At 66.5% G+C, this 26995-nt stretch carries 29 protein-coding genes; 22 read left to right on the top strand and 7 right to left on the bottom strand.

Annotated elements, in window-relative coordinates; genetic code table 11:
- Positions 1-44: 44 nt before the first annotated feature.
- From BLQ92_RS15240 to BLQ92_RS15230, 3 genes are read right to left on the bottom strand one after another with little or no spacing between them, the layout of a single operon-like run.
- The gene (locus BLQ92_RS15240; protein ID WP_090685364.1) at positions 45-812 is read right to left on the bottom strand and encodes a hypothetical protein; all 768 of its coding nucleotides are present in this window, start codon (positions 810-812) and stop codon (positions 45-47) included.
- Entirely contained in the window at positions 809-2176 is a 1368-nt protein-coding gene (locus BLQ92_RS15235; RefSeq protein WP_090685363.1) for an HNH endonuclease, read from the bottom strand. The genes BLQ92_RS15240 and BLQ92_RS15235 overlap by 4 nt, the downstream gene beginning before the upstream one ends.
- Before the next feature lie 3 nt (positions 2177-2179).
- Positions 2180-2389 (bottom strand): hypothetical protein, encoded by a 210-nt coding sequence (locus BLQ92_RS15230; protein ID WP_090685362.1) that lies wholly within the window; start codon positions 2387-2389, stop codon positions 2180-2182.
- A gap of 1654 nt (positions 2390-4043) precedes the next feature.
- On the opposite strand from BLQ92_RS15230, the gene BLQ92_RS15225 reads away from it, so the two are divergent.
- The 11 genes from BLQ92_RS15225 (at position 4044) to mobF (ending at position 17198) form a co-directional block, all read left to right on the top strand.
- Complete coding sequence (locus tag BLQ92_RS15225; RefSeq protein WP_090685361.1) at positions 4044-4448, top strand: plasmid mobilization protein; 405 nt, start codon at positions 4044-4046, stop codon at positions 4446-4448.
- A 25-nt stretch (positions 4449-4473) separates the two neighbouring features.
- Positions 4474-7020: a type IV secretory system conjugative DNA transfer family protein gene (locus BLQ92_RS15220; RefSeq protein WP_090685360.1), complete on the top strand. Its 2547-nt coding sequence runs from the start codon at positions 4474-4476 to the stop codon at positions 7018-7020.
- 170 nt (positions 7021-7190) lie between these two features.
- Positions 7191-7637: a hypothetical protein gene (locus BLQ92_RS15215; RefSeq protein WP_090685359.1), complete on the top strand. Its 447-nt coding sequence runs from the start codon at positions 7191-7193 to the stop codon at positions 7635-7637.
- 208 nt (positions 7638-7845) lie between these two features.
- A complete protein-coding gene (locus BLQ92_RS15210) occupies positions 7846-10380 on the top strand; it encodes a type IV secretory system conjugative DNA transfer family protein (RefSeq protein WP_090685358.1) in 2535 nt (844 codons plus the stop codon).
- Positions 10381-10617: 237 nt separating this feature from the next.
- Positions 10618-11187 (top strand): hypothetical protein, encoded by a 570-nt coding sequence (locus BLQ92_RS15205; protein ID WP_090685357.1) that lies wholly within the window; start codon positions 10618-10620, stop codon positions 11185-11187.
- A gap of 18 nt (positions 11188-11205) precedes the next feature.
- Entirely contained in the window at positions 11206-12405 is a 1200-nt protein-coding gene (locus BLQ92_RS15200; protein WP_090685356.1) for a GIY-YIG nuclease family protein, read from the top strand.
- Between the two features lie 80 nt (positions 12406-12485).
- On the top strand, positions 12486-12629 hold the full coding sequence (locus tag BLQ92_RS39380; protein ID WP_218133037.1) for a hypothetical protein: 144 nt from the start codon (positions 12486-12488) through the stop codon (positions 12627-12629).
- An 82-nt stretch (positions 12630-12711) separates the two neighbouring features.
- Complete coding sequence (locus BLQ92_RS15195; protein ID WP_090685355.1) at positions 12712-12942, top strand: hypothetical protein; 231 nt, start codon at positions 12712-12714, stop codon at positions 12940-12942.
- Positions 12943-12955: 13 nt separating this feature from the next.
- On the top strand, positions 12956-13462 hold the full coding sequence (locus BLQ92_RS15190; protein WP_090685354.1) for a hypothetical protein: 507 nt from the start codon (positions 12956-12958) through the stop codon (positions 13460-13462).
- A gap of 62 nt (positions 13463-13524) precedes the next feature.
- Positions 13525-13689 (top strand): hypothetical protein, encoded by a 165-nt coding sequence (locus BLQ92_RS39980; protein ID WP_176860744.1) that lies wholly within the window; start codon positions 13525-13527, stop codon positions 13687-13689.
- A gap of 131 nt (positions 13690-13820) precedes the next feature.
- Positions 13821-17198 (top strand): MobF family relaxase, encoded by a 3378-nt coding sequence (mobF, locus tag BLQ92_RS15185; protein ID WP_090685353.1) that lies wholly within the window; start codon positions 13821-13823, stop codon positions 17196-17198.
- Between the two features lie 71 nt (positions 17199-17269).
- Here the strand turns inward: mobF and BLQ92_RS15180 are convergent, their stop codons facing one another.
- Positions 17270-17710 carry a hypothetical protein gene (locus BLQ92_RS15180; RefSeq protein WP_090685352.1) on the bottom strand — a complete coding sequence of 147 codons (441 nt, stop codon included), beginning with the start codon at positions 17708-17710 and terminating at the stop codon, positions 17270-17272.
- Between the two features lie 10 nt (positions 17711-17720).
- Positions 17721-18473, bottom strand: a complete 753-nt coding sequence (gene parA, locus BLQ92_RS15175; protein WP_244896647.1) for a ParA family partition ATPase — start codon at positions 18471-18473, stop codon at positions 17721-17723.
- A gap of 384 nt (positions 18474-18857) precedes the next feature.
- Between parA and BLQ92_RS15170 the strand changes: the two genes are divergently transcribed.
- The gene (locus BLQ92_RS15170) at positions 18858-19379 is read left to right on the top strand and encodes a hypothetical protein (protein WP_090685351.1); all 522 of its coding nucleotides are present in this window, start codon (positions 18858-18860) and stop codon (positions 19377-19379) included.
- Between the two features lie 78 nt (positions 19380-19457).
- Here BLQ92_RS15170 and BLQ92_RS15165 read toward each other — a convergent pair whose 3' ends face one another.
- Positions 19458-19895, bottom strand: a complete 438-nt coding sequence (locus BLQ92_RS15165) for a hypothetical protein (RefSeq protein ID WP_090685350.1) — start codon at positions 19893-19895, stop codon at positions 19458-19460.
- Between the two features lie 454 nt (positions 19896-20349).
- Between BLQ92_RS15165 and BLQ92_RS15160 the strand changes: the two genes are divergently transcribed.
- The 10 genes from BLQ92_RS15160 to BLQ92_RS15115 all read left to right on the top strand — a co-directional run bounded on the left by BLQ92_RS15160 (position 20350) and on the right by BLQ92_RS15115 (position 25659).
- Positions 20350-20742, top strand: a complete 393-nt coding sequence (locus BLQ92_RS15160) for a hypothetical protein (protein ID WP_090685349.1) — start codon at positions 20350-20352, stop codon at positions 20740-20742.
- Positions 20743-20754: 12 nt separating this feature from the next.
- Complete coding sequence (locus tag BLQ92_RS15155) at positions 20755-21513, top strand: hypothetical protein (RefSeq protein ID WP_090685348.1); 759 nt, start codon at positions 20755-20757, stop codon at positions 21511-21513.
- 32 nt (positions 21514-21545) lie between these two features.
- Positions 21546-21800: a hypothetical protein gene (locus BLQ92_RS15150; RefSeq protein WP_143016584.1), complete on the top strand. Its 255-nt coding sequence runs from the start codon at positions 21546-21548 to the stop codon at positions 21798-21800.
- An 814-nt stretch (positions 21801-22614) separates the two neighbouring features.
- On the top strand, positions 22615-22998 hold the full coding sequence (locus BLQ92_RS15145; protein WP_090685346.1) for a hypothetical protein: 384 nt from the start codon (positions 22615-22617) through the stop codon (positions 22996-22998).
- 65 nt (positions 22999-23063) lie between these two features.
- A complete protein-coding gene (locus BLQ92_RS15140) occupies positions 23064-23282 on the top strand; it encodes a hypothetical protein (protein WP_090685345.1) in 219 nt (72 codons plus the stop codon).
- Between the two features lie 5 nt (positions 23283-23287).
- Positions 23288-23602 (top strand): UBA domain-containing protein, encoded by a 315-nt coding sequence (locus BLQ92_RS15135; protein WP_090685344.1) that lies wholly within the window; start codon positions 23288-23290, stop codon positions 23600-23602.
- Positions 23603-23698: 96 nt separating this feature from the next.
- On the top strand, positions 23699-24019 hold the full coding sequence (locus tag BLQ92_RS15130; protein WP_090685343.1) for a hypothetical protein: 321 nt from the start codon (positions 23699-23701) through the stop codon (positions 24017-24019).
- Between the two features lie 97 nt (positions 24020-24116).
- On the top strand, positions 24117-24308 hold the full coding sequence (locus tag BLQ92_RS15125) for a hypothetical protein (RefSeq protein ID WP_090685342.1): 192 nt from the start codon (positions 24117-24119) through the stop codon (positions 24306-24308).
- A gap of 608 nt (positions 24309-24916) precedes the next feature.
- Positions 24917-25264: a hypothetical protein gene (locus BLQ92_RS15120; RefSeq protein WP_090685341.1), complete on the top strand. Its 348-nt coding sequence runs from the start codon at positions 24917-24919 to the stop codon at positions 25262-25264.
- A 56-nt stretch (positions 25265-25320) separates the two neighbouring features.
- Complete coding sequence (locus tag BLQ92_RS15115; protein ID WP_090685340.1) at positions 25321-25659, top strand: hypothetical protein; 339 nt, start codon at positions 25321-25323, stop codon at positions 25657-25659.
- A 217-nt stretch (positions 25660-25876) separates the two neighbouring features.
- On the opposite strand, the gene BLQ92_RS15110 is transcribed toward BLQ92_RS15115, so the two are convergent.
- Complete coding sequence (locus BLQ92_RS15110; RefSeq protein ID WP_090685339.1) at positions 25877-26995, bottom strand: DUF3396 domain-containing protein; 1119 nt, start codon at positions 26993-26995, stop codon at positions 25877-25879.

The raw sequence follows: 26995 nt of genomic DNA, 5'->3' as shown, positions 1-26995 counted from the left end.
TTCCATTGGTGGCCCGCCCCAACGCATCGCTCCTCCGCACACCGTCAGACGAACACCCCGCGTTCCTGGACCAGCGGTTGCCACGGGCAGGGCGTCCGCGTCTCCGCGTGGACCATGGGCGACCCGTACCGGGGATCGTCCACCGGGAACTCGGGTGGCACTTCCTTCCACGAGAACGCGGGAATGACCGGGATGATGAGCCAGTCCGCCTGATCGGCCAGCATGTCGGCGAAGGCCTCCACCTCGACGGCGACCGAGCGGAACACGCGGTACTTGCCGATCTGCGACCGCTGCGCGAACGTCCCATCGAGAAGGCAAGTCGCCTGCGCGTGCAGCTCCGCGTGCGACACCAGCCCACCACGTTTGCGCAGGGCGTGGACCTGCTGACGTTCCCGGGCCAGGCGGCGACGGTCGTACGTCGGGTCCTGCTCATGGTCGGCCAGGGCCGTTTCGAGGGACGGCAACTTTTCATGCTTGCGTAAGCCTCGCACCTTCAGGCGCTCCCGGGCAAGCTGTCGCCGGTCGTACTCCGGGTCCTGCTCGTGTTCGGCGATGTCCGCTTCCATCGACTCCACCATCGCCACGGTCTCGTCGGAGCCCCGCACCAGCACCGCGGACCAATGCTCGCTGGGCACGGTGAAGTAGAACCCCACCCGCTCCATGTCGAACCAGTTGGGGTCTACCCAGTCCGGCACGAACACGTCACGCTGGGAGAGGCGACGGCCGGCCAGATCGACCAGCCAGGCGTAGATGTAGGCGTGCGGGTCCTGGCTCGTCGTCACGCGGTGGATGGTGCGTTTGGGCTGGCTCACGGTTGGTCTCCGGTGGAGCTTGCGTTGATGAGGGCTTGCATACGGGCTTTCGACGCGTCCAGGCTGGACTTCAACGCCGGGGACAGGGCCTTGCGTTCCGGCGTGGGCTCTGGTGCTACGGCAACGAGGAGGGGATCGATCAGCCGGGGGAGCGGACGACCGTCCCGCACCGCCGCCAGGAAATCCTTCTGGCGTTCGGCGGCCTGGTCCAGCATCGTCCGCATCGCGGGGGACAGCAGGCGCGTGGTGTCGTTGGACGGCAGAACCGGAGCAACGCTCGACGGGCGCGGCTCGACCGGTGGCAACGTCCCGTTGCGCACGCTCTCGTGCAGCCGGGCCACGCGCTCACGTGCGTCGTCGTACGGCTTCATGCGCAGCGCTTCCCGGCGCTGGGCCGCGAAGACCTTCTGACCCGGCTTGGCTTGGGCCGACCAGCGGGCGACCCGGATGGACTCCTGCAACCAGCGTTCCCCCGTGAGCACCACCCACCAGCGCTCCAGGTGCTCGTTCGTCATCGGCTCGGGCGTGAAGGGCGGGTGGGCCACCTGGGCACGCTCGCTCATGTCCGGCCGGAGCAGCAGCGCGTTCTCCTCGATCAACGCCCAGGCCGCCTCGTGCCAGCGGTCCCGTGGGATTTCGAACAGGGCAAAGCGGCCCCGGGAGAGGTCACGACCCTGGAACTCGAAACGCAGACGGGCTCGAACCTCGCCCCCGCGCTCGCTCGAGAGGTCGCGGGTGTCCCACCCCAGGTAACCGGCGGTGTCGAACACTTGGGCCATGACGGGGAATCGCGGGTAGCGCCAGCGCTGGGCCAGCGTTGCTCGCCCAGCAGCTTCACCCTTCACCGACAGCGGCAGTACGTGGTTCCCGGAGGTGAGGAGGGCCTCCCGCCGTGCGGCGATGAGCGTCGAACGGTTCACGGCCAGCCTGAAGGAGAGCCAGTCCTGGGTCCGCTTGCGTTTCACGCAGACTTCGCAGGCGACCACCCGGTTCGCCTGGGCGAAGGTCCCGCCCGACTCCAGGGGGATCAGCAGGTCTTGCGCCGCGCGTCGTGCGTCGGCGGTCCCCGCTTTGGCACGGACGACCTTGAACCCGCAGTAGGCGCAAGTTCCGCCCTGGGCGCTCGACAACACGTCCTTCAGCCAGTCCACGCTGTTCACCACCTGGCGGGGCTTCTGGCTTTTCGCGGCGAGCAACGACATGAGGTATTCCCGCAGCGGCGGCAGATCGCCGTCGTCCGCAGGCAGGGGCGCAACGTCCTCCGGCCAGGCCTCGGGCATGTCGTACGCCGCTTCGGCCAGGTCGAAATCGTCCAGGTCGTCCACCTGGGTGGAACCGGGCATGCGTTGGAACGGCTTGACCATGGGTTACGCCTCCTCGTCGGACAGCACGGTGGAGCGGGACCCCACCTGGCAGTAGCTGTCGATCGCGCGACGAATGACCTCCGCCTCCGGGCACCCCAGGGCTTTGGCCTTGCGGCTCACCGCCAGTTTGGCCTCAAGGGTCAGGCGGATGGTCGTTTTGCTGTTGCCATCCTGGAAGGCGAGCGGGGCAGCGGTCGTGGGTTTGGTCGGCATGGTCGGTCTCCTGGGTTTTGTTGAAAAGCGTGCGTCGCCGGAGCGACGGCATGACCCCAACCTAGCAGGTCGATCAAGCTCTGCAAGCCTTTCAAGCCGTGCCCTGGCACCGTCCGTGGGATTCGCCGGACGGCACCACCAGGAACCCCTTCGGCCTCGCCGGCCGGGCCAGGACGAACGGACCTTCCGCGCTCGCCGCGCGGGCTGCAGGTCCTGTTGCGCGGTGTCCCGCGCACCGGTTCAGGCGTTTCTCTGTACAGGTACGGAGGACGGTTCTGCCGTGCATGCGGGAGATGGGCGGGACCTGCTGGACCATGGAGCGTTGCCGTTCGCGTTTCGACGCGTGGTGTTGGTCCGTTCTCAGTCGGGGAGCGTGACGTGGGATGGGTTCAGCGGGGTGGGCGGATCGGGAGGGGAAGGGCGGCAGGCGCAAGCGCAACGGCACGGCGGCAGACCCGGCATGACGCAAGATGCCAGCGTCATACCGCTCAAACGGGTTTGACCGGGACCGCTGCGCGGCGACGACAGGGACCGACGCTGAACGACACATGCCAGCGTCATACCGGTCCCACCAGCAACGACGGTGGCGGTCCTCGACGGCTGCGCCGTTCGTTCGACCATCCCCGTCGCGCGCCGTCCGGACGGTCCAGGTCCCCGTTGGGTCCCTTTACCGCCACGTCCGGTCGCTTCATCGACGGCGATGGATCGCCCTCGCGGGCGCATCGCACGTCTCACGGACCCCACGGCACCCGGTGCTGCTCACCGGTGTACACCGAAGCGACGCCCGGGCGCTGCGCGCATCCGCTGGGGCGGACCACCGGGCGACGCCCACCCCAACGTCAAATGCGAACGTCCGCCTCACCGTCCCTCCGCGTCGCTGCTCCCTGAACGGTCGGGCTCGCTGTGAACGCTGCACGTTCGACGGAACGGCGAGGCAACCCCAACGGCGACCCCCACCACCTCCTGCTGGGTTGGTCCGACCTCCTGCGGAGGAAGCGGTCGTACCAACACGCAGACCAACCCCCAGGGCAGCATGGGTCGCTCCCCTGGTACGGCGAACCCGGAACGTCACGGTGGTCTGGCTCCCGCTCTGCGAGATCGGGGCTGGTCCACCGAGAAACTAAAAACGAGGGACCTAACCTGGACGGCGAGGGCTGATCCCCTGGTGAGGCGACGGGGAACAGCGGGGGAAGGGCGACGCGACGGTACAGCGGAGTCGCGTGGGGGAGAAGCGCGGAGAGGCGGAAGCGGAAGCGAAAAGCGGTGAAGCTCATGCTGAAGCATGTGTCGATTGCTGTGAGTAGTCATCCTTTCCCTGCGCGTTGAAAAACTGAAACTGACGCTTTTGGGATCGGATGCTACCCCCAGATCGAATACACACCCATCGCACCTTCGGTGGGTAGACGTCCAAGGCGTGAAAACCTGCTCCGAGCCATGCTCCGCCTGACCCTTCGCCGTCTACGTGCCGTAGACGAAAAGCAATCCCCAAAAACCCACGATCCAAGCCCGACAAGCATTCCAGGGCGTCTACGCCGTCTACGGGTTGACCGTTCGTCGGCTCGAGCCCTGGATTTCAGGCCAAACGCTGGACAAGCCTGAAAGCCCTGGTAGGTTGGTCTGGAGCAGCCCAACCACAAGCAACCAGGAGAAGACCATGGCACGCGCCCCGCGCAACATTCCCAAGCACAGTCGCTTCACCGCAACCGAGGCCAAAGACCTCGAAGCCGCTGCCGAAATGGCGGGCATGACCGTCAGCGAATACATCCATGAAGCGACGATGGACCGGATCCAGGGGTTCCGTCGCGTTCACGAAGAGCAGCAGGCCATGCTGCAGATGCAGGAGCAGTTCCAGGCGGAAACGATCCAATCGCAGGCCGCCGTCATCAAGCAGGCCGTGACCGACGCCATGGCCGCTCTGGAAAAGCGGGCCGCGCAGGTCGAACGGCAGGTTCGCTCGACCATGATGATCGAGTCCGACAAGAAGTTCGAGGTCGTGGTGGGCACCCTGGACGAGGTGCTCAGAATCGTTCAGGACATCAAGACCGCCAAAGCCGCCTGAACCGCTGCACCCCGAGGAGAGGACCATGAAGAAGATCGCCGCCGCTGTACTCAGCCTGTTCCGTCGCAGTTCCACCCCGACCCCCGAAGCAGCACCCGCCCCCGTGGTCGAACCTTTGGCGGTCGAACGTGCCCTGGCACCTGTTCAGGTTCCCACGGACCTCGACCCGACCATGCCGCTGGCCGGTCAGGTCCTGGCGTCGTACACCACGCCCGCATCCCCGGACGGTCGGACCCTGGCGGTGGAACGGTCGCTGACGTTCCGCGACGCCTGCACGTCGTTGATGATCCTGGGCGGCACCGGGACGGGCAAGACCACCAGCACCGGCATCACCATCCTGAAGCGCCTGCACGACGCACGCGTGGCCATGCTGGTGACCGACGTCGCCAAGGGCGACTACGCGAACGTCTGTCGGCGTCTGGCCGGGTCCGTGATCCTCGGACCGGCGGACGACTCCACGCCCTGCAACCTCCTGGCGGGCTGGTCCTTCCAGAAGCTGCGCGACTTCCTCACGTTGTACAGCGCCAAGATCAAGGGCGGTGAGGCCTACTGGGGCAGCGAGGGCGTGACCGATGCGGTGCTGATCGCACGGTTCATCCGGGACGTGGAACGTCGGGAGCCGACCTTTGCGGACCTGTTCCTCTACCTGAACGAGCCGCTCAAGTTCTACGCGCGCTACAAGCAGGCCCACCGGTTCCGCGCGCTCTACACGACGCCCGAGGAGCACGACGCCGCGGACGAGACCATGGAAGCGTTGCGCGCCCGGGAGAAGGGGGCTTACGTGTTCTCCGTCCTGCATTTCGCGAAAGACCCGTCCGCGAAAAAGGGGAAGACGACGGACATTCTGACCCGGGTGGCCAACGGACCTCCGACCATGGTGACGCTGACCACCACCGACGACACCAAGATTTTCGAGCAATACGCCTGGCACGTGGCCAGCCTGCTCACCATCACCCGACCGTTCTACGAAAACCCGAAACTGCGTCGGTCGTTCTGCGCGGACACCGCATTCGGCCTCGACTGGCATGACCTGGTGTACGTACAGCAGCGCTTCATCGTCCTGGACATGCCGACCCACGCCTACGGGGAAGCTGCGCTGTTCATCACAGAGATCCTGCGCATGCAATACCACGACATCATCCGTGGGGCGCAGCACCTCCGCGACACCCTGGTGGAGAACGGCCAGCGCGTGGTCTACGGCGTCCATCGCTTCACCGGCGAGCTGCACGACGAAGCGCAGAAGATCCTCACCGCCGACGGCTCCAGCATGGACGATTCGAGCTGGATCGACATCTCCCGGGGCTACGGCCACATCAACGTCTTCCTGACCCAAAGCATCACCTCGCTCTACGCCAGGGGCAAGAACGCGTTCGCGGTCGATACCCTGATCCAGAACTGCTGCAACGTGGTCTGCCTGCCGACCATCGACCCGCGCACCCTGGACTACGTGGACACCCTGGCGGGCGGGAACGCTGTCACGGTGAAGGATCACCTGGTGATCCGCCGGGGCCGCGAGGCGTTCGTCTACTTCGCGAGCGCGTCGCTCAACGGGGGTGACACCTCCGCAGGGCTGGTGCGGATGGGCGCGTCGCGCTTCCCGCACATGCGCCACACCCTGATGGACGAAATCCTGGCCAAGCCGGTCGTTATCACGGCACCTGGCGCGGAGCCGGGGCCGACGGTCGAGGAAACGCGGGTCCCCCAATCGACGGACGAGATCACCGGGCGGGTGTTCTGCGTGACGACGGCGGCGATCACCTCGGACGGCTTCCTGGACTTCCGGAAGCGCCTGAGCCGGGGTGGCTATTCCATCACCGACACGATCCGCATGAAACCGGCGAAAGAGGGTACCGACACCCGGGGCCACCTGCCGGAAGCGCTGGACCACCTGTCCGTTCTCTACCCGAACAAAGGCGACATCGTGGCGATCGTGCGGGGCGGGGGCGATACGAAGAACGGGCAGTTCGACACCTACAACGCCCCGGAAAGCGTCGCGGCCCTGGAAGCCCTGCGGCAGCGCGGTGTGTTCGTGGTCGTCGGTGTGGGGCACAGCGCCGACAACCACTGGGCGATCCACCGCTCGTGCGACCACGTGTGCGACGTGCCCTATCACGCTGGTGAAGTGGTAGCGCATTTGCTCGACAACTTCAGTTCCGCCGCCGTGGCCACGACCCAGGTCATCGACCGGGTGCGCACCCAGGACCTGAGCGACACGGTGAACAACGACATCCCGGAAGCCCAGCCCAAGCCCATGGTGAAGCCGGACGACCAGGCAGGGGTGGCCGACGACGTGGCGGAACCCATCGATCCGCCCTGGGACCCGCTGCCGCGCGTGGCGCTGACCATCGCCCGTGCGGACGCCATGGCCGATCCGTTCGACGAGCCCGGTGAGCAATCGGCTGGGTCGCGGATCAAGGCGACGAGCGAAGCCCATCCGTTGGACCAGCCCCGTGCCCTGGCACCGGTGAAACCGGCGAAGCCGCGGTGGGGCGGCGGTGCCGGATCCCGGGACGAAGCGGACATCCTGCGGATCGTGGACGAGCTGGACGACACGACGGGCGCGAACGACTGATCCATCCACCAGCAGGACGACCGCTCCCGGCGTCCTGCTGGTTTTCAACCGGGAGCGTACCTATAGAGGAGACCGTCATGCACCACGACACCCCAACCGCCATCGCCGGGCATGGCAAGCTGGCGAAGCGCCACGATCGCCACGGCACGACTCACGCCTGAGGACCCGCCATGACCTTCTGGAAACGTGAAACCTGGGATCGCCCGTCGGAAAACCCCACGGAAGGCGAGACCCCCTCCGTGATCGATCTGCAGAACCGGATCGAAGCACAGCTCGACCGGATGCCGGCGGCGCAACACCCAAGGCACCTGACCCTGCTGCTCGCCGCGATGCGCACCGGCTCGACCATCACCCGGTTGCGCGTCGCCGTGGCGCTGGGGCGGCAGCACACGCTGGGGCGGACCGATCACCGACGCCTGGCGTTGGCGCGGCGACGCTACCTGAACCTGCCTGCCGACCTGGTGGGAGAGCACGACCGACCGGTGGTGCTCGCGGAGCCCGAGGACCAGGCGGAGCCGGGGGAGAGTTGGCCGCACCTGTTGATGCGGTGCTACGGCGTCCCCTTCGCAGTGATCGGAGGGTTCATGCTCGGGGCCATCGTCGCGATGTTCGTGTGACCCATCCAGCCGGTGCAACGCCGGCCGGATGAGCGTGCCAGGGCACGACCTGATCCAACCCTGCCGGGCGATCCGTCCTGCCAGCGGCCATGGCGCGCAAGCGGGATCGCCTGGGGGTTTTCCGGTTGGGGTTCGCAGCCTCGGGGCGTCACTTGCGTAACGCGACGGTCTCGCTACCCTGGGTGATCCAGATTCAGCAGGAGGCCTCATGTCGATGCCCGTCCATTACGCGATGAACCACGTGCCCCGGTCCCTGCCGTCGGACCAGCCGTACCGCTTGCTGGGTCCTGCGCTGGTGATGGGCGGACTCACCGGGAGCGCGGTGTGGGCGGGGACGCTCGCGGCCGAATGGCTGATCGCCAGCCACACTGGTCTGCTGGGCGGTGTGTCGCACATGGGCCTGGGTGGCCACGCGCGCTACATGCTCGAAACGCTGGCGCACCGCCTCATGCACCGGCACCCGTTCGCCAGCGACGTGGCCGCGTACCAGGCAGCGCTGGACCAGATGAACTACATGCTCATCAAAGGGAAGATGCTCCTGGCGTTGCTCCCCGGCGTGGCCGCCGCTGCGGCGATGTTCAAGAAAATGGCGATCCTGCATTGCGACACCCGCCACCTGTCGGGCATGCAATACCACGCGGGGAAGGACGCCCTGGAAAAAGCGAAGCTCGCGGTCGAGGCGATGAACGGCGAGGGCGTGGAAGGCCAGCTCACGGTCCACCCGGACCTGCCCGGAGCGTCGGAGCAGGTGATCTCCAAGTCGGTGATGGTGACAGGCTCCGCCGGGGCAGGGAAGACCGCCATGTTGAACTGGATGTTCCGCTCGGCGATGGAGGGGCGGCACTTTCTGCTGGTGGTGGACATCAAGGGCGACCTGTCCTGGGTGTTCCAGAAGATGAACAAGATGCTCGGCCGGCGCAGCCGCGAGATCGCGGTCATCGGCATGTTCAACGACGAGGACGCGGCCTGGGACATCGGGAACGATCTCATGTCGGACCAGGACGCGGTGGCGTTCGCCGTCGCGCAGATCCCGGAGTCCAAGGACCCGATGTGGTCGAACGGCGCGCGCGGCGTGCTGCGCGTCGTCGTGCTCTCCCTGATCCACGAATACCGTCAGGCCCGGCGTGAAGCACGCGCCCGGGGTTTGCCCCGTCCGGCGGCGTGGCACTGGGGGCACCTGGCCCAGCGGGTGCAGGCGCCGATGACGCAGATCTACGCCTGGGCTCTGAAGTACGACCCCATGGTGGCGGCGATCATCGAGGACCACGCGCGCTCGGCCACGATCAAGTCGTTCGAGATCACGATGCGCAACTTCGCGCAGCCGATCGTGGCGCAGGGCCAGGCGTGGGGCGACGAGCTGCCGGGCAAGCCCAAGCGCCGCCGGGTCTCCCTGCTGCGCTACGTGAAGGGGATGGACCAGCCGGACTACAACGGCGTTCGCACCATCGTCCTGCGCAACCACCAGCGGTACAGCGACATGGCCCAGGGCTACATCCGGGCGATGCACGCGTTCGTCACCGACGCGGTGCTGTCCCTGGGCAGCGGCCAGGCGGGTCAGGCCGCTCGCAACATGATCGTCTTTCTGGACGAGTTCCCGGCGCTGGGCAAGGTCGAGAGCATTTACAAGGCGTTGGAGATGGGCCGGTCCTACGGATTGAAGCACATCATCGCCGCGCAGACCGAGAGCGCGCTGATCGAGCTGTACGGTGAGCACGGCCTGAAGCGCATCCAGGGCAACACCTCGCTGAAAATCTACGGGCTCGCGTCCGACCCGGTGCAGGCGGCGGCGATCGCCAACAGCTTTCCGAAGCGTCGGGTACAGCGGTTGATCCGGGGCACGGCGGCGAAGAAAGGCCAGCCCGCGGTGGAGGACCGCTACGACGAAGGCGAGGCCGTGGTGCTGACCGGGGACGTCCTCTCGTCCTCGCGCAAGATGGGCCCGCAGGGGCGCAAAGGCGTGCGCGCGATCATCCGGTTGGGCGATGACCTGTTCCACCTGACGTGGCCGTATGCGCCGGCTGAGCTGGTGCCGCGTGCGCCGAAGGACCTGGACATGAAGGTGGCGTCATGGCTCACCGGTGGGAAGGTGCCCCCGTTGAGCGACTACACGCCCAAGGCGGGCTGGCCCGAGATCACCGAAACGCAAGCGGCGCCCGACGTGCCGGCGGACGTGCCGGTCCCGGCCGGCGATCCGGAAGGGCTGATGAACCTGCTGGACGACAGCGATCCCGCGGGCGTGGAGACGCCGGACGGTGAGCATGAGCATTCCCGCGAGACTCCGCTCCCGGTGGCGGTGGAACCCGACCGTCCGATCACGGCCCGTGAGCGTGTCGCGGCGCTGCGGCGGCCCATGGTCACGATCCAGGAAACCGTGGAGGTGGACGTGGAGCGCGACAGCGTGGAGTACCACCATGCGACGCTGGACGCGGCGAATCTGCAACGGGAGCAGGAACGCCGGGGCGACTGGCACGACCCGGGGGAGATCGACGAGTCGACGTCGCTGCTCGCCGAAGCCGCGGCCGGTCCTGTACTGGAAGCGCTCATCCCTGGAGGGCATGCCCTGATGGAAATGCTGAAACTTGCGGAAGGCGCACAGGCCCCGGCGAAGAACGTGGAGAACGTCATCGACAGCCAGACGGGGGAGATCAGGACCGTGACGGTCGAAGCCCCGAAGAAGCTGGTCACCACCCAGCGGCAGGTGCCCGTGCGACGGCCGGAGAACGAGCAGGAGCGGCCGATGTGAGGCCGGGGTGGATCCTGCAGAAATACGCGCTGGGCGGCCCTCCACGGGGTTGACAGGCCGGTCAGACCTGCCATGGTGGTAGTAGAAGGTTCTGAAACACAACGGCACGACGAGCACCATGACCCACGCAGCCCAGCTCAACGTTCAAAGCCGCATCCGTGCCCTGGCACCGGTTGAAGAACCTGGATCATCAACCCAACCCTTCCCCAACGTTGTCACCCCCCGAGGAGCATGACCATGAGCACCGCCCTGATCACCACCGTTGCGTTCAACACCGCCGACGTCAACCGCGCCAAACTGCACTGGTCTGGCCTGGTGTCCCGCGGGTTCCGCGTGACGATCCCCGCGCTCACCCGGAGCAAGACCGTGGCGGCCCCTGTGGCTGCGCGGATCGCAGCGCCCCTGTTCAGCCGATTGCTGGGGAAGGCCTCGACGAGCCGGGCGGTTGCGACGGTTCCGGCGACCATGACCATCGACGAGCTGGTGCCGGGCACCGGCGTGACGCTGACCGCGTTGACGCTGATGACCAGCGACAAGCCGGCCCACATCGCCTTCGCCCCGATTTTCCTGCGGGGTGAAGCGGAGAAGCTGGGCGTGTCCGATGAGCTGTTCACCGAGGTCGTGCGTTGCGCCATCGCGCGGGTGGAGTTGAAGCAGTTGCGGGCCCGGGGCACCGATCCGGAGTTGGCCCGTCGGAAGAGCTTCGACCCGATCAACTTCACGTTCGACACGGACGATGACGGTGACGGCACCGTGGGCACGGTCAACATCGCGACCATGAGCCGCCTCAACGCCGCCAACGTCTAACGCCGGGAGATCGACCGCATGCCATTCACGACCGCATCGCCCGGCGCTCAGGTGTTCCCACGCGCGTCGTCCAGCGAGAAAGCCTCGCGCCCAGGCTACGTCTACGTCCTGAGCAACCCGAGCATGCCGGGGCTGGTGAAGATCGGCCGGACGGAGCGCGATCCGGAAACGCGTCGGGTGGAGCTGTCGAAAGCGACCGGCGTGCCCACTCCGTTCCGGCTGGAGTATTCCCAGTTCTTCGAGGACTGCCACCTCGCGGAGAAAGCCGTACACAACGACCTGCAACGGCTGGGACAGCGCGCGAACGACGTGCGGGAGTTTTTCCGCGCTACCGTGGTGCAAGCCGTTGGGGTACTGAAGCGTCTGGCCGCGCTGGAACGTGGCGACACCGTGGAGGCGCTCGGCACAACCGGTCCGTCACGCGGCGCTCGTGACGCAGCCAAGGACCTCGTGGACCAGGGCGTGAAGCTGCTGTTCGGCCTGGACGGCACGATGCGCGACGTCCCGCAAGCCAGCCATTACCTGGAACAGGCGGCATCGCTCGGGTCCCCACGTGGGGCGTACTACGCCGGTCGTGCGTCGCAGGACCTGCTGCGCAACGCAGCGCCCAAGCTCCGCCCGGCCCTGTTGCAAAAAGCGCAACGGCATTACCAGACCGCCATGGCACACTCGTCGGACTCGTCCCGGGTGCCGGCGGCCGGATGGGCCGCGAAGCTGTTCTGGACCAACAAGCAGTACAAGGCGGGCAACGAGGCCTGGGCCACGTTCGTCGAACGGGCCGCAGCGCTCGACACGCTCACCAACGACGTGATGACCCTGCTGCTCGAGCAGGTCGAGTGGTGCGCGGCCCATCGCAAAGCCTGGCGCAACGCAGCGCTGCTCAAACACCGGGACGCGCTCATCGCGTTCGCGAAGCCCGAAAGCCACGCCCAGGCGATCCGGGTACTGCCCCGCTTGGGGCAACCGTGGTGGAAGCACCCCATGTTTTTCGCGCTCGACGTGTTCCAGCGGGCCCCGTTCGCGTTCACGGGCCTGGCCCTGGCCGCTGCGCTCTACGCCCTGGACATGGGCTGGTGGTGGGTGCTCGTGCTGCTGGGTTCGGGGATCGTCGGTTGGGTGGAGCACCGCCTCAAACATCCGAAGCAGGCACGTGCCCAGGCACGGACCTACCCGCGTTCGCAGGGCGGGCGAAACCGTCGCCCAGCCCGCCGTCGTTGATGGAGGATCCCATGCGCACCACAACCCCAGTCCTGCGGTCCCTTGGGCAACGCACCCGACAACTCGTGCGTCGGTTCCCCATGACGCTGATCGTCATCGCCGTGGTGGCCGTGTGCGCTGTTATGTACGGCCGGATCGGCGCGGCCTTCAGCCTTTTCGGGCTGGGCATCGCCGGCGGCGAGTGCGTGCTCGAAGAGCTGTTCATGTTGGGCGACGAAACCTGACCCAAGGTGTTGACTGCAGCCCAGGGCTCGCTAGATTGATCTTGTGCCGGTTGCCCGGCGAACCACAACAGGGAGGAGACCCATGCTCAAGTTCATCACGACCCGCCTGCGCGCCCGCCAGGACATCGCCGTTCAACGCGCTGCCCAGGCACAGGCCGAGGCCGACAAGCGCGCGGCGTTCGACGCAGAATCCGCGCGCTGGGACATCGAGGTTGCACGACATCGGATCGAAAACGACAAAGCTTGGCGTGTCGTCGATGCCGCGTTCGCCGACCCGCTGATCGCGGCGGCCAACACCCACGAACTGAACTGAGGAGGGCTCCATCATGTTGAACACGATCGAACTGGGCGGCTGGCTCGCGCTCCTGGTGATCTTGACGCTGATCGTTCCCTTCGCTGCAGGCGTTTTCGCCTACGCGAAGGTCCCCGACCCCGACACCGCGTGGGTGACTTTGCCCGGTGTGGTGGCCATGGTGTCCTGGGCCGGATTTACCATGGGCCTTACGTGCATGACGGCGTTGACCTACTTCGTCCTGCTTCTGGCGGTGCTCGTGAGCAACAGCATGATCAAGTTCGGCTACGTCATCGAGCCGGTGCAAGCCTCCGAAGCATGGCATGCCGAGGTGGAATCCAACACGAAGGACCTGGACAGGGTGCAAGTGCCATTCTTCTTGGCATGGCTTGTGGTGGAGATCGGGTTGGTACTGTTCCACGTCATCGGCTGGCACGGCTTTTTAATCGGCCTGCTGTTCGCCTACCCGGCGAGCGCAACCATCCAGATGCTGCTTCCCTACGGGATGGCCATCGCCAACATCGCGCAAGGAAAGGATTGACCGCCTGCAACGAGACCCACCCCATCCCGGGGCCATTCCAGCATTCCAAGGGAGAACATCACATGCTGCACACGTTTCTGATCGTCGTCCTGTTCCTGGCCATCATCGCGCTCGTCGCCTGGCTTGTGCCGATGAACGGCCTGCTGGGGCAGTCCCTGGGCGAACGGTTCCGCGCGAACCTCGCCCGCATCGAAGCCCGCCGGGCCCCGAAGCCGAAGGGCGAGTAGGCCCCACCACGCCCGTTCGACGCGGGGACGCTTGACGTCCCCGCTGGCGGGTGTAGGTTGGTTCCGTCCGGGTTCTCCGGGCGTTGGTGCCCGTGCCCAGGCACAGCTCTAATGTACAGGAGGAGATCCCCATGCTAACGTCCGTACCGCTCAGCCCACGCGGCCACGATAAGAACGGCAACAACATCATCAACTATTTTCTCGCGAAGGAAGCCCGTTATTACGTCAACGAAATCACGGGCCTGGTCGAGAACCAGACCAGGTGGTTCGGCAAGGGCACGGAGGCCTTGGGCCTGTCCGGGCACGTGGACGAGCGGACCCTCCTGAACCTCCTGAACGGCAAACTTCCCGACGGCACCAAGGGCGTGCAGAACGTCGGAAAGGCCGGTCGGCGCGCGGCGTTCGACCTGTGCGTGACCGAAGACAAGTCGGTCTCGATGCTGATGGCCGATCCGACCGCCACCCCGGAAGAGCGCGAGGCGATCATCGCCGCGCACCAGCGAGCAGCGGCCAAGATGATGGCGTTCGTGGAGCAGGAGCTGTACGCCCGAATCGGCAAGGCCGGTTGCCAGATCGTGAGCGACGTCGGCATGATCGCTGCCGCGGTGACCCACTTCTCGAACCGTGATCTGGACCCAAATCTTCACACCCACTTCATGCTGATGAACATGGTGACCTGGCGCGACGCCGAAGGGAAGCTGCACGTCACCACGTTCGAGAACAGCACCCTCATGGCGATCAAGCACGCGGCCGGGGCGGTCCACCGCAACGAGATGGCCCGTGAGATGCAAGGCATGGGCTACAAGGTCAACAAGCACATCCAGCTCGACGCCAAGGGCCGCGAAACCGGGGACGTGTTCTACCGCGTCGCCGGCATCGACGACTTCAGCCGCAACGCGCACAGCAAGCGCCGCATGGCGATCCTGGCGTACATGGAAGCGCACCCCGATGCCACCGAGGACGTGGCGGCAGCGGCCACGCGCAAGGACAAGGACGAGCCCACCATCCAGGAGCTGCGCAAGCTGTGGGCCAAGGAGTTCCAGGAGCGCCGGGCCAACTTCCCGAACGTGTACCAGTCCGTCGCCGAGCTGAAAGGCGAGGTCGTGACGTCGAACCTGTCCCACAAGGACCTGACGCCCGTGAAGGGCGTGAAGGCCATGCAGGACATGAACCCGAAAAGCGACGCCGAGGTCCTCGCCAAGATCCACGAGCCGTCGTCCCTGTTCAACCGTTACGAGCTGATGAAGCAGGTCGCGTTCGAGTACGTCGGTCGCCTCGACATGCGGGGCGTGATCGCAAAAACCGACGAAATCCTGAACGACCTCAAGCAAGTCCTGGCGTTCGAGCATGACCCGAAGACTGGCCTGGCGCGCTACGCGTCCAAGGCGATGGTGGACCTCGAGGCGAACATTCTCAAGAAGGCCGCGGCGCGCGCAGACGAGGCGAACATCCGGTTGTCGAAGGACCAGGTGGACGAGGGCCTGGCCAAGTTCAAGAAGGCCAAGCCGCACCTGATCCTCAGCGAAGAGCAGGAAGGCAGCGTGCGGTATATCTGTAGTAATACAGGTGGGTGCGCCATTATCTCGGGCAGGGCTGGAACGGGCAAAACCACGTCCTTCATCGCCACCAAGATCACCTGGGAAGCGGCTGGCGGCACGATCATTGGTGTGTCGGATGGCTGGAAGGCTGCGAAAAAACTGCAAAGCGAGAGCGGCGTGGAAAGTTACTCCACCCAGACGACCTTGCACCGCATCAAGACCGGCAAGCTGATCCTCGACAGCAGAACGATGCTGTGCGTGGACGAGGCAGGAATGCAGACCTCCCAGAGCATCGCGAAGCTGCAAGACCTGTGCGACGCAGCGGGGGCCAAACTGGTGCTGATGGGCGATCACCTGCAGTTGCAGCCGGTGGGCGCCGGGTCGGGTTTCCGGATCATGCAGAGGACGATCTCGGACCACGCCCTGACGGACATTCGTCGTCAGCGGTCGTCGGACGATCGCCTGACCGCGAACATGCTGTACGACGAGAAGAACGGGGCCAAGATTTTCGAGCGCTACCTGAAAAACGGCCACATCCGCACCGCCGAGACGGAGCAGGAAGCACGGGCGATGCTGGTGCGGGACTACTTCAAGACCGAAGGCGTGGTGGAGCCCGAGACCGTCATGCTGCGCGTGAACGGTCAGATGCGGGAGGTCGAGGTCGCTCCGAACGACCAGTTGGTGTTCTCCGCCGGGAACAAGACCCTGGGCATCGCTGCGAACGACACGGCCGAGGTTAAGGCGATGACGTGGCGCGAGGACGGCAAGGGCCTGCTGATGGAGGTGGAGGTCGTTCCCAGCGACCTCACGAAGACGAAGCACACGGTCACCATCGACACCGCCACCTTCCAGGACTTCAACCGGGACTACGCTCAGACCCTGGTGATCTGCGGGACCAACAAGGAAGTCCAGGAGATGAACGACGAGATCCGGGCGGGCTTCAAGGAGCGCGGGATCCTGGGCGACCAGGACCATCGGGTGCGCCTGATCGTGAACAGGGAATGGCGTCAGGTGAAGATGGCCACCGGTGACAAGGTGATGTTCAGCGAAAAGCACGACTGGCTGGGGGTGGTGAACGGGGAGGGCGGCATCATCACCGCCCTGAAGCCGTCGTCGGACGGCAAGAGCCACCTGATGACCATTCGCCTGGTGTCGGAGATTCCCGAGCAGAACGGTCGGTACGTCTCCTTCGACACCAAGGACATGCCCGACATGACGCTTGCATACAGTGGAAGCGTTCACAAATCCCAGGGCCAATCGATCAACAAGACGCTCCATTTCGTTGGCGAGGCCGGGTTGCACATGGTCAACAACCAGTCCGCGCTGGTCGCCTTCACGCGTGAGAAACGGGAGTACGGCATGTACGGACGCACGGACGACCTCCTGGGGAACATCCAGGAAGATGGAGCCCGCCACGGCGGGATCATGAACCAGCTCGTCGAGCAGGCGTTGAACGTCACCACCATGGACGTGCAGCAGATCACCCGCGAGAAGGCCGAGCAGGTGGTGCCGCAACAACGTGGCCAACGCAGCACCCGGCCGCGGGGCATCCCGATCTCCACGGAACCGGTCACCCGCGAGGAGCAGCGCGCCGACGCCAAGGCCAAGGGCATCGCCCAGGCGGCGCAGGCCGAGGACGCCGCGCGCAAGCGCCTGGCGGCGGGCACCGCGCACGTGAACGAGGAGCTGCGCACCCGTGAGGCGGCGAACGAGCGCGACGCCCAAGCGACCCAGCGGCAGAGCGGGTTCGTGCAGGCGGCGCCCGACCTCGCGGCCCTGGCGGCCCGCCGTGCAGCGGCACGGACGGCCTACGAGGCACGGCAGAAAGCGGAGGCTCAGGTTGCAGCACGTCGTGCAGCGGAGCAGGCCGCTGCTCAGAAAACCGTGCAGGAGCGCAAGCTCGAAGCGCAACGCCAGGCCCAGCTCGCGTGGGAACGGGAGAACCAGCGATCGGTGGGGCGGTCCCGGTAAGCCGCTTCCCCATGCAAAAGGCCCGGAGCGATCCGGGCCTTTCTCGTACAGTACAGCATGGGTCCGACCGGTCAGCGGCGGCGCGCGCTGGCCATCAAGCGTTCGATCAGCACCACGGTCACGTCGGTGATGCGGTGACCGTCAGCGCTCGCCTTGGCTTTGACCTGGCGGTACAGCGCCGTCGGCAGGTCCAGGCTCAGCCGTTCGCGCTCCGCGGCCGGGGCCACGGGGGCGACGACGGCGGACACCGCACCGCTCAGCCAGTCCTCAAGCAGACCGCGCAGCAGCGTGGTGAGGGTCGAGCCCGACGCCTCCGCCCGGGATTCCACGAACCGCTTGTGCGCGATCGGCAGGCGCACGTGGAACCGGGTGCTGCCCGCTGCGTTGTTCCCTTTGCGTTGCGCATCCGGGGTGGGCACCAGGCGCAGCGCCGGCGGCGGAACCACCACCACGGGGGCGGTGTCCTGAACCTTGCGGGCGCTGGGGCGTTGAAACGAGAGCGTGGTTTTCAAGGCGACCCCCTTACGCCGCAGCGCGGACGGCCGCGCTCAGGTTCGGCACGCTGGCCAGGGTCGCACGGTCGTCCCGTCGTTCCACCGCACGCTCGATCCCCAGCATCGCCAGGATCTCACGCGCCACGCCCCGCATTTCCGCCTGGGCCTGCACGTCGCTGTGCTGGAACACCGTTAAACCGTTGGCCGCCGCCTCGACGTAGCTCTTACGGGCGTGCATCACCGTGTCCAGCACCGGGATGCCGGTCTCGATCAACGCCTCGCGGGTCAGACGGGCGAGGCGCGAGCGGGGCGAGGCCTGGGTGATCAGGAACGCCGCTTTCGTGCGCCCGTCGGTGATGTCCATGCGGGTGCGCACCATGTCCACCAGCTTGGCGTTGGCCCACATGTCGAAGGCCGACGGCTGGATCGGCAGCAGCACGAAGTCCGCCGCCCGCACCGCGGCGATGGTCGCCGGGTTGGACGCTTCGATCCCCGGGCAATCGAACACCCGCAGGTCGCGCGGCTCGCGCACCGACGCCAGGAACTGCTCCAGGGTCGGGCGGGGGCAGGCCAGCACCGGGAACGGACGGGCACCGTCGCCGGCGGCCTCGTGCCATTCGCTGGCGGACATCTGCGGGTCCAGGTCGTAAAGCTGCGCGTCGTACCCGGCGCCAAGCTCCACGCCCAACTCCTGGGCGAGGGCGTCCGGCAGGTTGACGCAGGTCGTGGTCTTGCTCGTACCGCCTTTGGTGCTGCACGCAACGATGGTCGTGGGCTTCATGTTGGTTCCTTGGTAGGGGGTGCCGTGGCACGGATTCACCGAAATGGGACCGTGCGTTGGCACGGATGGTTAGCATGTAACCACGGGTACGGATATGACGTCAACATGTGCTGTGGCACGGGTTGAAAATAGTTGGAAGGCTTAAGGGGAAGGCCTCCGGGGAAAATCAGCCCGTCGCCCCGTGCGTACGCGGGAAGGCCTGGGCGCTTGCGATGATGGCCGAAGGCAGGGGAGTGGGGGTGGTGCCGAGGTTTTTTCACGACGCAACAGAACGAACGTCATCGTTACGTTTACAAAACCCAGATTCTTTGCAATCCTGGAGTAACGCGAGGTCCCTTCCGGTGAGTAGAGATCACGCTTCAACCACTCCAAAGAGGTGCCCTCATGTCACGTTTCAACGTTTCAAGGCTGTTTGAACTCCCGCCGAAAGCGGACCTGGTGGATCGTAACGGTTGGACCCTGGACCACTGGGACCGCTACGGTTTCGCCGGCTGGGACGACGGCTGCGCATCGTTCTTCATGAACCTCCTGCCGTCGCGGCTGGACGGTCCGGCCTGGGCGTTCGGCGATCGCGCAGCGGAGATCGGCTCGCCCTTCGTCCTGCAACAGATCCTGCGGATCGTGTTCAACGTCGATCAGGCCGGCGTGGACCAGGGCTGGTTCGCGTTCAAGCCGGGGATGGCCGAGCGGCTCATCAGCGATCGGGACACGTACTTCGACCGGCACCCGGTGGCGCCGGACGCCCGTGAGGCCGCGGAGGATCTGATCGCGGCGTTCCGGGAGGAAGACGCGTCGTACCGCACGGACGTGGCCCCGCGGCTGCTCGACGAGGGCTGGCTGCTGGTGCACGCCCTGGCGAAACCGGAGGAACAGCTCCCAACCGTGCGCGATGCGATGGTCGCATGACAGCGCAGGGGGAGGAGGACGAACCAAAGCGGGCCACGGCCCGCTTTTTTTACGTCCGGCGATTCGGGCGCTGCACCTTCAGCGCCCACCGTGCTCGGCGTTCCAGCGCTGGATCAGGGCGGACGTGACCTCGATCATCGAGCAATCGAGCTTCACGCATTGCAACTTGAATCGCTTGTACAGCTTGTCGGGCAGGTCCGCTACGAAGCGCACGCCCACCTTCGCGTTGTTCGGTTTAGGCTGACGGCCCGGCCAATCGTCGCGGGGCGTCTTGAAGTCCGGCAGCTCGTTCACCGTCAGCTCGAACGCACCGGACAGCCACCGCTCGACCTCGAACGTGAAGGTCTCGGTCATGCGCAACTTGTGCCGCTCCACCAGGTGCGCGAACAAATCCTTGTCCTTTTTCCACAGGTAGCCGTGGACGCGCTTCACCAGGATCGCGTGACCCCGAGGAGCCCGGGGACGCTTCACCGCCGCCAGATCGTCCGGGGTCGTTGCTGCTGTCGTCGTTGCCATTCGTAGAACCTCAATGCGGAGCAAAACCACAGCATCTCAAGATTTGCGCTTGGGAGCAAGCGTTTCCGCCGTGCCGTGGCACCTCTCCACCGGCACGAACCCCGGCAAGGCCAGGGCCAACCCCACATCAACCCCCACCAGCCGGCGCCCCAGGGCGCTCAAAGACCTGGCTCCGTGCGGTGGCACGGATCGACGTGATGGGCTCCCGCGTGGGTGAGCGTGCCACCCCTGCGTTGCTGGCCGTGCCGTGGGGGCCGCCTTACCTCGACGCCTAGCAAAGGCTCTGCTCGTTATGGTCAAGGGATCGCTGGCGCTTCCGTTGCCTCACCCGGTCCTTCCCCTGCGGTTCAGGCGTGCGGCCTCCGGACGTCCCCTTGCCCCGAGCAGCGCTTTGCTCTTCAGGCGCCAGGCGGCTCCAGAACGGCACATCCAAACCTCAACGAGGGGAACAGCAATGCACGCATCGAACCCACAGCCCATCACGACCAGCACCACCGCGGACGGTTCCTTCCGCACCTCCCAGGCTCACCCGACCGGCACATGTGCAACCCCGGAGCCCTTCCACAACGCGCGCTACGCCAGCGCCGTGATCGACGGCATGCCCGAGCAGTTCGACGGCATCGAGATCCAGGGCGTGCGGGAGTTCATCGACCCGATCGACCCGGACCGGAGCTGCTGCGAGCTGGACAACCAGAACCCGGCGTTCTTTTCGGTCTACCTGCACCACCGCGAAGGCGGGGTGGCGTGCGTCGCCGACCTTGAATCGCACGAGCTGGCCGTGGCCTACGCCGAGCTGCTCGCCGGCCGCTACGACTGGACCATCAACGACTACTGCATCGCCCACTGAGAGGACACGACCATGAGCACAACGACCCCCACCATCTCGACCATCTCCCCCGCACGGGGCTGGGTTCACGACGGCGACGTCCGCGAGGTGACCATCGACGGCACGACCTACCGGTTCCGCCTGAACGTCCACGACGACGTGGACATGGGCGCCCCGTGGGAGGAGCACGACGGCCACGGTCCGGTCAGCGACTGGACCACCCGGGACAAGCACCCCGGGGAGTGGCAGCTTTCCTCCGACCACGGCAGCAAGCGTTTCTACGACGCGGCCGAGGCCAACGCGATCGCCAAGCGTGACGGCTGGGGCTTGACCGAAGAGCACAAGCAGGTCCTGCTCGAACGTCTGGCACGGCCCCGCACCGTGCGTCGCCCGGTGGGCAAGGCGACCGTGGCGCATCGGTTCGGCGGGCTGATGCAGGAGCACCGTCGGGCGGTGGAGACCGTGACCATCCCGGGCCGCGACCCCGCCAAGCCGCTCACGGACGGCGAGGTCCGTGCCGAGGCGGTTCGCCGCGACTTCGAGTACCTCCGGCGCTGGGCTGCAGACCAGTGGCGCTGGGTGGGCGTGATCGTCACCCCGTTGGGCGACGACGAGGAGGACGACGACCGCACGCCGATCGACTACACCCACGCACTTTGGGGCATCGACAGCGACAGCGACGCCTACCTGGAAACCGTGGCCTTCGAGCTGATGGAGGAGGCCGCCCGCGAGGCGCACGCCGAGACGCTGGAATCGCAGCACTGGGCCGCGCGCGACGTCACCACCCACTGATCAACCCGTTCAACCACCGGAGGCACCATCCCATGACCACCACCCCATCCATGCGAGCCCGCGCGAAGCGCACGCAGACCATGATCGACGACTTTCGGGGCGCACCGCACGAGTTCCAGATGCTGAAAGGCGTGCTGTGCATGGCCCACCAATGGCCGGAGGCGGACCGCACCCGCTTCTACCGGACGATCGACATCGTGATGGTCGCGCAGCGGATGGACGCGATCAACAACGAAGCCCGGGACCGGGCGAAGGCCGAGCTGGAGGCGATGCAACGCACCGCCTGATCGCTTGCCGCCCGCCTCGCCACGTTGGTGCGAGGTGGGCTTTTCCTGTACAGCCACGGCGCGGGCCTTCATCGGCCACGGCTCGACGCTACGGTTTCTCACCGCCGGGCCCGCCACGGATGAATAGGCATCCGTGCAACGGCACAACCCGCACGGCATGACCTGCACCTGCAACCGCCAGACCGCTTCCCGGCGGGGCCGCTCGACCAGCCGGCGAGGTGGGCCGTTCGAGCGGCGGGCAGGGTGGGCACAGGCGTCCGGGCGGGTCAGGCGTGACCGTCACCGTCCTGCCGATCCAGGGATCCCATCGCCACCCAGCGGGCACCCCCAAGGCCAGGACAACGGCTCGCCCGAACCTCCGGGCGTAGAGGCTCGCCCCGTGCCTTGGCACGGTTCGCCGGGAAGGTTTGAACCGTGGGTGCCTGGGTTCCCGTTTCCGGGTTGTGGGCGTTTCGTGCCCTGCGGTCCGCCTTTGACCGACGCATAGGCAAGTCTGTCCACCGTTGGGGCAAGCATTCACGCCGTCCTGTTCTCACCCGATCCCTACGGGCGTGCGGCCTCCGAGCAGGTGCTTGCCCCGTGCCCATCCCAGCCTGGTTATGCGCCAAGGCGGCTCCGAAGAGCAACGAAACACAACCCACTGAAAGGACGAACCATGAACAACGGCACCCAAACCTCCCCGAACAACGCACAAGCCAAGCCGCGCCGTTCCTCGCGCCCCAAGGCTTCCAAAGAGCAACTGGCAGTACCCCAAGCCCCGACCACCGGGGACGTAGCACCCACCGTAGCACCCACCGACTCCACGGAGAACGTCATGAGCAAGAAAGTCCAAGCCCTCACCACCCCCGCAGCCGCACCCACCGCGGGCGATGCCACCTTCGCCGACGTCGGCGAAACCACCACGGCAGCAGCATCCCCCCAGGGCAAGCCGACCGACACGGCCGACAAGGCCAAGGTCACCTACCTGCGCGTGTTCGTGCTGGCGATGACCGCAGCCGGTAACCCGGAGTTCTTCACCGCCATCGTCGGCGCCACCGCCGAGGAAATCGCGGAGAAGAAGCACCTGGAAAAGGCCCAGCGCAAGGCGAGCGTTGAAGGATACAGGTGGCCCATGAAGAGCTTCGACCAGAACAGCGCCGCCGCCCGACAGCTCGACGTGCTGGCAGGCCGTCAGGCCGATGCGATGAGCCGGGCCTAAGCCCGAACCCGGCGGGGGCAGCGTCCCCCGCTGGATCCACCCATGTTTCGATCCAGGGGACCACGATGACCAAGCAGGGCTACCGCGTCGCACGACGCTTACTTCGGGCCAACGGGCGGTACGCGCTTCGCTGGCTTCCCGACGACGCGGCGCAGGTGATGGACCGCCTGATGTTCACCTACATCAACGACCCGCTGCGCGCGCGGCTGGGCGGGTTTTGCCAGCCCTACCATCCGGGCACGACCGCGCCGCACCCCTGCCGCCTCTACCCCTTGCACGGCTGATCACCATGACCATGACCCCCATTGAAAAGCGATACGCACCCGCATCCAGCATCGCGTTCGTGATGCAACGCGCCGGATGCACCGAGCAGGACGCCATCGCGGAGCTGGTCGCCGAGGAAGGCGACATGTTCGACGCGCTGATCCACCTGAACCACGACAAGAAGCTCAAGACCATGACCGACGACCCGAAACTCCTCCCGCGTGCCGACTGGCAGACCCAGCAGCGCGGCACCAACGACGCGGAATACGAGATCTACCGCGCCAACGCTGAATCGTTGGGCTGGACCGTCAAGACCTACGACGAGTGGCTCAACAGCTAGACCCCTCAACCCCCGGCCGTGCGTTGGCACGGCTTCCGGTCCCCGCACGCTACGGTTTGACGGGGACCATCATCCCCATGCTCCAGGAGTGACCCGATGACCACCAACAGCGCCCAGCGCCTGCCCGACGGGACGTACGCGATTCAAGTGTACGTGCTCGCGACCAACGCGGATGGCAAGATGCAGTTCCACCTGACCTGCCTGCGGGGCGTTCCTGAGGCGGACCTGCTCGACGAGAAGCACCACCTGGCGGCGGTGGAGAGCGCCCACAAGGCCGGGCTCACCGGCACGTTCACGGTGTTCGACCAGAACGAGCCGGCCGCTGCGCAACTGGCGGTGCTGGCGCGGCACCAGCAAATGGCCGGCGGCCCCTTGCTCGATCCGAGCTTGTACGTGGACGCCGACTGGCCGGCCTGATCGGCAGAACCCCGGGGCCCGTGCGTGGGCACGGCCCCATCCCCGCACGCTACGGTTTGACGGGGACCAACCGCTACAGACAGGAGATCGACGAACCATGGGCACCACCCGAGAAGGCATCAAAGGCATGACCCCCGAGGAGACCCGTTTGCTGCGAGCGCTGCGCGATCGCGGCTACGTCGTCGTGCTGTTCACACCCCAGGAACTGGGGCGAGCCGACCCTCTGGCCGTTCAGGACGCCGGCATCGAACGCATGAACGCCGCCATCGAACTGCTCAACCTCGCCTGAGGCAGGCGCCGGCCGGTGGCCGGCCGCTTCCAGGTCCCGATGCGGGTGGTCCCTGGAAGCGGGGAAGGGCTGGACCGTTGTGCGACCAGCCCCCAACTCAACACCCGCCCGGATGATCCGGGCACCGGCCTTCGGCCTCCACCGCGGGCAGGACGTTCAGCCTGGGGCCCAAGGCGCGATAGCGATCGGCCCGGGCCACCGGCCCCGGGAAGGTGTTCCTCCGGGTCCGGTTCCGCGCTCTGAAGCACCGACGCACGGCCCACCCAGCCCACCCAGCCGGCCCAACCTGACGCCCGCGGGCGCAGCACGGCATCGCTCCATGCATGGGCACGGATCGACGGTGGTGGGTTCCCCCCGGTGGCTGGCGTTCCTCCTCTCGCGTTGAAAGCCTCGCGCTCCTGAGCTGCCCGTTTGACCGACGCATAGGCCCGTCCATCGCCCGTTGGGGCAAGGGTCCACGTCGTCCTGCGCTCACCCGGTCCATCGCTCCCGTTGGTCGTTCAGGCTGCGGCTTCCCGTCAGGCCCTGGCCCCAGCGATGGCCCGACCTAAATCTGCGTCACGGGCAGGCTCCAGAGAGCACAGATCAACCAGCAGACGAGGAAAGCTATGAACGCCAGCAACCAACCCACCACCGCAACCACCCCGAACGGCAACGTCGCGAACGTTCCCCTCGCGCTCCCCACGGGACTTCACCAAAGAGCATCCGTTCAAAAGCTCGACCAGCTCACTTGCACCAAGTACGGCTTCTGCGGCCCGGTGTTCGTGACGACCGAGGCCCTGCAGGACGCGCACTTCACGGACGGGCTCGAATGGTTCAACGGCTCCTACGAGAGCGTCACCACGGGCGAGACCCGGGACATCGGGTACGGCTTCAACGCCCTGTTCGGATTCGACAGCGACGCCCCGAACCGCCTGGCGTTTTACGTTTTCATCAGCAAGCGCAAGACCCACTAACACCCTGGACGGTGGCCCAGCGCCGCCGTTCCCCATCGAACCACCAGGAGCAGACCATGACCATCACGTTCCTCCCCCGCATCACCGTGGACCTCACCGCCGACCAGTGGGAGCTGTACAGCATCCCCGGCCGCGACGACGCAGCACGCACCCTGAACCAGGCGGCCAGCACCATCCTCACGCAGGCCTGGGAAATGATGGCCGGCACCCACCCGGCCTCGATCCTGGACGCGCACAAGTTTGCGATCGCGCAATGGGAGCAGGTCGCCGACAGCCTGAACGGCGTGGGCGCTTCCGACACGGAACCACGTTGCGTGTTCCGGGGCCTGTCGAAAGACTTCCTGATCGAAAGCCCGGCCCAGGCCATCGACAGGATCCGGCGCAGCAGGTTTTGAGCGCGAAGCGCCTGGCCTATGAGGGTCGGGCGCACCGGTGCCCTGGCACGGACACGCTCCGGCGCGTGGGGCTTGGAAGAATCGCAACGTTGGAGCTTGACGACCACCACCGGGCGTGGGAGCCTAGGTGTTCAGCAGGGGCGACCGGTCACTCCTCCCGCCTCCCGCTCCTGCTGACGGAAGGGCCAGCTTTGCGCTGGCCCTTCCTCGCTTCAGGTCAGTCCGATCCGCCCAGCTTGGGCGTCGCGTGCAGCGCGACCCACTGCGCGGGGATCTGCTCCGGGGCCACGTTCAGGCGACGCAACCAGGCTTCGCTCGCCAGGGTCGTGCTCAGCAGGGGCTCGTTGCTGCTCAACGTGCCGTCCTGCAGGGCGTCGGCCGTCGTGGCCACGATGGGCCGCAGGGCATCGTTCAGAAGGACGTACGCGGGCGGCGCCACAGGAGGCTTGCCCGGACCGGCGGACACGCCGGTTTGCGGGGCGACACCGGCCTGGATGATCAGGCCGCCATCGCCGAACGATCGACGCCCGAACCAGTCCGGCGGGAGCGACAGCGACGTGGCCCCGCCGAGCTTGCGCAGCAGCTCAGCGTCGAGCGCGGTGAGCCAATCGACGGTTTTGATCCGGTCGGTCATGTCCCGCACGTCGGTCCGCAAGGGGTCGCCCACGTCCAGGCCGGGGCCGTACCGCTGGGCCAGGAAAACCTCGCTCGCCTCGTTCGGTTCGCGACCCATCGGCGGGACGTTGACGGCAAAGCCGGCGTGCCCATGGACCGTGGGCAGCGCGTTCGCGGCATCGGCGAACAGCGTCGGGAACGTGCCCGGGCACAGCTCCAGGAAGCGGCGGGGCACGGTGAACACCAGGGCATCGAGCCCCCATCCGCCGGCTTTGGCCTGCCACGCGGAGGTGCAGAACACCGAGAACTCGAAGAAGCCAGCGGACAGCTTGTGCTCCGCGCTGGTGATCGACACCGAAAACACCGTGTCGTCCGGGACGCTTCGGGCCAGGCGTTCGAAGCCTGGGGCTTTGTCGAACGCCACCGGTTGCTGGCCTTCCTCATACAGCCAGCGTAACGGTCCGGTCTTCGACGCCACCCGACCGTCCACCTGGTCGGCCAGCACCTGATACGCCTCGATCGCGGCCCGGTACTGCGTGAAGCAGTTCGACAGCGCCTGGCGTACCGCGGGCGTGTGCCCATTCCGGACGTACAGCACGCCACGCACGACCAGGGCCGCGCCCACGATGCCTTTCTGGTAGCGAGGTTCAAGCAGCCCGTAGGGCAGGGTATCGGCCCGGCGGGGATCGTTGGCCCAGGCTTTGAGTTCGTCGTTCGTCAT

Origin of the sequence: Paraburkholderia phenazinium (genome assembly GCF_900100735.1) — a bacterium.
Lineage (GTDB): Bacteria > Pseudomonadota > Gammaproteobacteria > Burkholderiales > Burkholderiaceae > Paraburkholderia > Paraburkholderia phenazinia.
Note: the sequence above shows the minus strand (reverse complement) of the source record. Positions and strands in the feature narration are given on the sequence as shown.

Bases quoted from the DNA above. Each gene is read 5' to 3' on its own strand.
- BLQ92_RS39380 (WP_218133037.1), top strand. From the start codon at position 12,486: ATGACGCTGATCGTCATCGCCGTGGTGGCCGTGTGCGCTGTTATGTAC.
- BLQ92_RS15140 (WP_090685345.1), top strand. From the start codon at position 23,064: ATGACCAAGCAGGGCTACCGCGTCGCACGACGCTTACTTCGGGCCAAC.
- BLQ92_RS15190 (WP_090685354.1), top strand. From the start codon at position 12,956: ATGTTGAACACGATCGAACTGGGCGGCTGGCTCGCGCTCCTGGTGATC.
- mobF (WP_090685353.1), top strand. From the start codon at position 13,821: ATGCTAACGTCCGTACCGCTCAGCCCACGCGGCCACGATAAGAACGGC.
- BLQ92_RS39980 (WP_176860744.1), top strand. From the start codon at position 13,525: ATGCTGCACACGTTTCTGATCGTCGTCCTGTTCCTGGCCATCATCGCG.
- BLQ92_RS15155 (WP_090685348.1), top strand. From the start codon at position 20,755: ATGAGCACAACGACCCCCACCATCTCGACCATCTCCCCCGCACGGGGC.
- BLQ92_RS15195 (WP_090685355.1), top strand. From the start codon at position 12,712: ATGCTCAAGTTCATCACGACCCGCCTGCGCGCCCGCCAGGACATCGCC.
- BLQ92_RS15125 (WP_090685342.1), top strand. From the start codon at position 24,117: ATGGGCACCACCCGAGAAGGCATCAAAGGCATGACCCCCGAGGAGACC.
- BLQ92_RS15230 (WP_090685362.1), bottom strand. From the start codon at position 2,389: ATGCCGACCAAACCCACGACCGCTGCCCCGCTCGCCTTCCAGGATGGC.
- BLQ92_RS15145 (WP_090685346.1), top strand. From the start codon at position 22,615: ATGAGCAAGAAAGTCCAAGCCCTCACCACCCCCGCAGCCGCACCCACC.
- BLQ92_RS15170 (WP_090685351.1), top strand. From the start codon at position 18,858: ATGTCACGTTTCAACGTTTCAAGGCTGTTTGAACTCCCGCCGAAAGCG.
- BLQ92_RS15135 (WP_090685344.1), top strand. From the start codon at position 23,288: ATGACCATGACCCCCATTGAAAAGCGATACGCACCCGCATCCAGCATC.
- BLQ92_RS15110 (WP_090685339.1), bottom strand. From the start codon at position 26,995: ATGACGAACGACGAACTCAAAGCCTGGGCCAACGATCCCCGCCGGGCC.
- BLQ92_RS15165 (WP_090685350.1), bottom strand. From the start codon at position 19,895: ATGGCAACGACGACAGCAGCAACGACCCCGGACGATCTGGCGGCGGTG.
- parA (WP_244896647.1), bottom strand. From the start codon at position 18,473: ATGAAGCCCACGACCATCGTTGCGTGCAGCACCAAAGGCGGTACGAGC.
- BLQ92_RS15225 (WP_090685361.1), top strand. From the start codon at position 4,044: ATGGCACGCGCCCCGCGCAACATTCCCAAGCACAGTCGCTTCACCGCA.
- BLQ92_RS15200 (WP_090685356.1), top strand. From the start codon at position 11,206: ATGCCATTCACGACCGCATCGCCCGGCGCTCAGGTGTTCCCACGCGCG.
- BLQ92_RS15130 (WP_090685343.1), top strand. From the start codon at position 23,699: ATGACCACCAACAGCGCCCAGCGCCTGCCCGACGGGACGTACGCGATT.
- BLQ92_RS15120 (WP_090685341.1), top strand. From the start codon at position 24,917: ATGAACGCCAGCAACCAACCCACCACCGCAACCACCCCGAACGGCAAC.
- BLQ92_RS15150 (WP_143016584.1), top strand. From the start codon at position 21,546: ATGACCACCACCCCATCCATGCGAGCCCGCGCGAAGCGCACGCAGACC.
- BLQ92_RS15210 (WP_090685358.1), top strand. From the start codon at position 7,846: ATGTCGATGCCCGTCCATTACGCGATGAACCACGTGCCCCGGTCCCTG.
- BLQ92_RS15205 (WP_090685357.1), top strand. From the start codon at position 10,618: ATGAGCACCGCCCTGATCACCACCGTTGCGTTCAACACCGCCGACGTC.
- BLQ92_RS15220 (WP_090685360.1), top strand. From the start codon at position 4,474: ATGAAGAAGATCGCCGCCGCTGTACTCAGCCTGTTCCGTCGCAGTTCC.
- BLQ92_RS15235 (WP_090685363.1), bottom strand. From the start codon at position 2,176: ATGGTCAAGCCGTTCCAACGCATGCCCGGTTCCACCCAGGTGGACGAC.
- BLQ92_RS15115 (WP_090685340.1), top strand. From the start codon at position 25,321: ATGACCATCACGTTCCTCCCCCGCATCACCGTGGACCTCACCGCCGAC.
- BLQ92_RS15215 (WP_090685359.1), top strand. From the start codon at position 7,191: ATGACCTTCTGGAAACGTGAAACCTGGGATCGCCCGTCGGAAAACCCC.
- BLQ92_RS15160 (WP_090685349.1), top strand. From the start codon at position 20,350: ATGCACGCATCGAACCCACAGCCCATCACGACCAGCACCACCGCGGAC.